Annotated in this window: 6 protein-coding genes; 5 read left to right on the plus strand and 1 reads right to left on the minus strand. The window is 69.3% G+C overall.

Going from position 1 to position 4,283, the window contains the following annotated elements; translation table 11 throughout:
• From P409_RS27920 to P409_RS27935, 4 genes are all read left to right on the plus strand, one after another.
• Positions 1 to 880 (plus strand): class I SAM-dependent rRNA methyltransferase (locus P409_RS27920; RefSeq protein ID WP_034846107.1); only part of this gene is annotated, 880 nt, incomplete at its 5' end.
• 186 nt (positions 881 to 1,066) lie between these two features.
• A complete protein-coding gene (locus P409_RS27925) occupies positions 1,067 to 2,329 on the plus strand; it encodes an ABC transporter substrate-binding protein (protein ID WP_034846109.1) in 1,263 nt (420 codons plus the stop codon).
• A gap of 96 nt (positions 2,330 to 2,425) precedes the next feature.
• On the plus strand, positions 2,426 to 2,713 hold the full coding sequence (locus tag P409_RS27930) for a type II toxin-antitoxin system ParD family antitoxin (RefSeq protein ID WP_034846111.1): 288 nt from the start codon (positions 2,426 to 2,428) through the stop codon (positions 2,711 to 2,713).
• A gap of 6 nt (positions 2,714 to 2,719) precedes the next feature.
• Complete coding sequence (locus P409_RS27935; RefSeq protein WP_034846113.1) at positions 2,720 to 3,070, plus strand: type II toxin-antitoxin system RelE/ParE family toxin; 351 nt, start codon at positions 2,720 to 2,722, stop codon at positions 3,068 to 3,070.
• Positions 3,071 to 3,082: 12 nt separating this feature from the next.
• Here the strand turns inward: P409_RS27935 and P409_RS27940 are convergent, their stop codons facing one another.
• The gene (locus P409_RS27940) at positions 3,083 to 3,847 is read right to left on the minus strand and encodes a methyltransferase domain-containing protein (protein ID WP_034846114.1); all 765 of its coding nucleotides are present in this window, start codon (positions 3,845 to 3,847) and stop codon (positions 3,083 to 3,085) included.
• A gap of 146 nt (positions 3,848 to 3,993) precedes the next feature.
• Here P409_RS27940 and rpmH point away from each other — a divergent pair, with 146 nt between their 5' ends.
• Complete coding sequence (rpmH, locus tag P409_RS37400) at positions 3,994 to 4,128, plus strand: 50S ribosomal protein L34 (RefSeq protein WP_081991844.1); 135 nt, start codon at positions 3,994 to 3,996, stop codon at positions 4,126 to 4,128.
• Positions 4,129 to 4,283: the final 155 nt, after the last annotated feature.

Consider the following 4,283-nt stretch of genomic DNA (forward strand, 5'->3'; position numbering starts at 1 on the left):
CCGCCTGGTCCATGCCGAGGCCGACGGGCTGCCGGGGCTGATCATCGATCGCTATGGCGACGTGCTGGTGATGCAGAGCAACACGGCGCTGATGGACCGGCTGGAGGGCGCGCTCTGCGACGCGCTGGAAGATCTGCTCAAGCCCCGCGCCATCGTGCTGCGCAACGACAGCGCCGTGCGCGGCCTGGAAGGGCTGGCGGAGGAGGTGCGGGTCGCCCGCGGCGCCGTCGACGGCCCGATCGCGGTGGAGGAGAACGGCGCTCGGTTCGAGGCCGATCCGCTCGGCGGCCAGAAGACCGGCTGGTTCTTCGACCAGCGCGACAACCGCGCCTTCGTGGCGAAGCTGGCCCGCGGCCGCCGGCTGCTCGACGTCTACACCCACACCGGCGGCTTCGGCATCCAGGCGGCTCTGGCGGGGGCGGAGGCGGTGACGCTGGTCGACCGCTCGGCCCCGTCGCTGGAGCTGGCGGCCAAGGCCGCGGCCGCCAACGGCGTCGCCGACCGGGTCACGACCGCCCGCGGCGAGGCCTTCGCCGAGCTGGAGCGCCGGGGCGGGGAGGGCGAGCGCTGGCCGGTGGTGGTGGTCGACCCGCCGGCCTTCGTGAAGTCGAAGAAGGACCTCGCCGCCGGGGCCCGCGGCTATGCCAAGCTGGCGCGGCTGGCGGCGCGGATCACCGAGCGCGGTGGCTTCCTCTGCGCCTTCTCCTGCAGCCATCACGTCGACCCGGATCTCTTCGCCGAGCAGGTGGCGCGCGGCCTGGTCGATGCCGGGCGGACCGGCCGGATCCTGCGCCAGTCCGGCGCCGGGCCGGACCACCCGGTGCACCCGCTGCTGCCGGAGAGCGCCTATCTCAAGGGCATCGTGCTGCAGTTGGATTGAGGTGCTGATCCGCTTCCACCATTCCCTTTTTCGTCATCCCTGCGAAAGCGGGGATCTCGTCCCGTATGTCTGGCGAGAGATTCCCGCTTTCGCGGGAATGACAAGGGTTGGAGAGGTCGTCCCCGGGGTTGACAAGCCGGGCCGCTCCCGCTGGTCTATACCAGCCAAAAGGGGAGGCCCGAGACAATGACCACCATCCTATCCCGCGTCCTGATGACGGGCGCGGCGTTCGTCGCGCTGGCCGGCGCCGCCCGCGCCGAGGACGTGACGCTGACGATCGAGAGCTGGCGCAACGACGACCTGAAGATCTGGCAGGACAAGATCATCCCGGCCTTCGAATCGACGCATCCGGGGATCAAGCTGAACTTCGCGCCCTCGGCGCCGACCGAATACAACGCCGCGCTGAACGCCAAGATGGAGGGCGGGGTCGCCGGCGACATCGTCGCCTGCCGCGCCTTCGACGCCTCGCTGGCGCTGTTCCAGAAGGGCCATCTGGCGCCGGTGAACGACCTCAAGGGGATCGACAATTTCACCGCCGATGCGCGGACGGCCTGGAGCACCGATGACGGCAAGACCACCTTCTGCGTCCCGGTCGGCTCGGTCATCGGCGGCTTCATCTACAACAAGACCATCTTCGAGGAGCTGGGCCTGACCCCGCCGAAGACGCAGGCGGAGTTCTTCGCCCTGCTCGACAAGATCAAGGCCGGCGGGGAATACGCGGCGCTCGACATCGGCACCGCCGACCAGTGGGAGGCCGCGACCATGGGCTTCCAGACCATCGGCCCGAACCACTGGAAGGGCGAGCCCGGCCGCAAGGCGCTGATCGCCGGCTCCGCCAAGTTCACCGACGCCCCCTATGTCGGCGCCTGGGCCGAGCTGGCGAAGTGGAAGCCCTACCTGCCGGACGGCTACCAGGCGCAGTCCTACCCGGACAGCCAGAACCTGTTCACCCTCGGCCGCGCCGCGATCTACCCGGCCGGGTCATGGGAGATCCCGCTGTTCGAGGCACAGGCCGACTTCCCGCTCGGCGCCTTCCCGCCGCCGGTGGAGAAGGAAGGCGACCCCTGCTTCATCTCCAGCCACACCGATATCGGCTTCGGCATGAACGCGCAGGGCAAGCATCCGGAGGCGGCGCGCGCCTTCCTGGAATGGGTGACCTCGGCCGAGTTCGCGACGATCTACACCAACGCCCTGCCGGGCTATTTCACCCTGTCGACCCACAAGGTCGAGCTGAAGGACCCGCTGGCGGCGGAGTTCCAGGGCTGGAAGGACAAGTGCGGCAGCAACATCCGCCTGGCGCACCAGATCCTGTCGCGCGGCAAGCCCAATGTCGACCAGGTGATCTGGAACGTCTCGGCCCAGGTGCTGAACGGCACCCTGACCGCCGAGCAGGCCGGCGCCAAGGTGCAGGAGACGCTGGACGCCTGGTACAAGCCGCCGGGGAAATGAGCGGACTGCAGGGCTGACCATGATCAGGGCGATTGGCATACTATGCCAATCGCCCTATCTTATCCCTCTACAGATTTGTTCAGAGGGCAGCCCGTGATGCCGACCCGCAACGTCGTCGTGACCACTCACCAGGCCGAGCTGATCGAAGAGCTGGTCAAGTCCGGCCGCTACCAGAACGCCAGCGAGGTCCTGCGCGAGGGGCTGCGCTTGGTCGAGCAGCGCGAGCAGGAGGACGCCGCCAGGCTGGAGCGCCTGCGGGCGGCGGTCGATGTCGGGCTCGAAGCCGAGAGGCGCGGGGAGGTCACCTCATTCGATTCGGTGGCGGACCTCCGGCGCCACATGAGGGCCTTGGCCGAGAAAGCAATAGCCGACGCGGAGCGTTGATCGAAGGTGGCCCGTCGACGCTGGCAGGTCAGGCTGACCGTCGAGGCGGAACAGGATCTCGTCTCCATCATCGCTTGGACCAGGCGGACCTTCAGCGCATCGCAGGCTCGCCGCTACAACGAGACGATCATCCGGGCTGCCGCCATCTTGGCAAACGGCCCGTCTGTCCTGGGCAGCATCGCACGCGACGGGGTCCGGCCGGGCATCCGAACATTGCATATTGCGAAGTCCGGCCGTGCCGGACGCCATCTCCTGATCTACCGCCAGGCCGGTGACAACCTCATCACGGTGCTGCGCATCCTGCATGATGCGATGGATCTGGCGCAGCACCTCCCCGCAGACGACGATGCTGAATGAGGGACGCCTCTATCAAGCCCCCACCCGGGCCAGCAGCAGCAGGCGGCGGAAGGGGAACAGGGTGCTGCCGTCCGGCTGCGGCGGATAGGCCTGGGCCAGGCGGGCGGAATAGCTGGCGATGAAGGCGTCCAGCTCCGGCCCCGACAGCGCCGCCATCACCGGCAGCAGCGCCGTGCCGCGCACCCAGTGCAGCACCGGGTTGTCGCCCTTCAGCACGTGCAGGTACTCGGTCTCCCAGATGTCGAGCGCTTCGGTGCGCGGCGCCAGCAGGTCGTAATAGGCGGCCGGGGTGCCGACCGGCGGCCGGCGCAGCGGGATCCGGCCGGCCCAGGGCGCCTCCGACGCCAGCGCCCGCATCAGCACATGGCTCGGCGCGTCGTGGTTGCGCGGCATCTGCACCGCCAGCACGCCGCCCGGGGCCAGGAAGGACAGCAGGCGCGGGACCAGCGTCTCATGCGCCTCGACCCACTGCAGGGCGGCGTTGGAGAAGATCAGGTCGACCGGCTCCGTCGGCGACCAGTCGGCGATGTCGCCTTCGACCCAGTCCAGGTCCGGATGGGTCGCCCGCGCCTCGCGCAGGGCGTTGCGGTCGCGGTCCAGGCCGGTGACCGTCGCGCGCGGCCAGCGCTCGGCCAGCTGCGCCGCCAGCGCGCCGGTGCCGCAGCCGAGATCGACGATCCGCCGCGCCTCGATGTCCGGCAGCCGGGTGATGAGATCGAGCCCGGGCTGCAGCCGCGGACCGGCGAATTTCAGCGTGTGGGTGGGATTCCATGTCATGGCGGCCAATCTACCGGAAGATCCGCGCCGCGCGCATCCCCGCACCGATCCGTGGCCGGATCGATTGACTCGGGCGCCGGTCATGCCTATAACCCGCGACCGTTTTGCGTCCGGAAGGGCGCAGTTGAGCCATCCGGAGTTTGACCGTGAAGAGAACCTATCAGCCGAGCAAGCTGGTGCGTAAGCGCCGCCACGGCTTCCGCGCCCGCATGGAGACCGTCGGTGGTCGCCGCGTGCTGTCCAATCGTCGCGCCAAGGGCCGGAAGCGCCTCTCCGCGTAATCCGGCGTTCGCGCCGGGGTGACCGGATGCGTGTCCGCCTTGACGATCCCGGAATGATCCGCCTCGGCCGGCTGAAGAAGCGGGCCGAGTTTTTGGCCGTGGCCGGCACGCGCCGCAAATGGGCGCAGCCGGGCGTGATCGTGCAGCTGCGCCGC

This window comes from Inquilinus limosus MP06, from assembly GCF_000767795.1.
In the GTDB taxonomy this organism is placed as follows: Bacteria; Pseudomonadota; Alphaproteobacteria; order DSM-16000; family Inquilinaceae; genus Inquilinus; species Inquilinus limosus_E.

Excerpts from the sequence above, each read along its gene's own strand:
- P409_RS27925 (WP_034846109.1), top strand. The coding sequence starts at position 1,067 with ATGACCACCATCCTATCCCGCGTCCTGATGACGGGCGCGGCGTTCGTC.
- P409_RS27930 (WP_034846111.1), top strand. The coding sequence starts at position 2,426 with ATGCCGACCCGCAACGTCGTCGTGACCACTCACCAGGCCGAGCTGATC.
- P409_RS27940 (WP_034846114.1), bottom strand. The coding sequence starts at position 3,847 with ATGACATGGAATCCCACCCACACGCTGAAATTCGCCGGTCCGCGGCTG.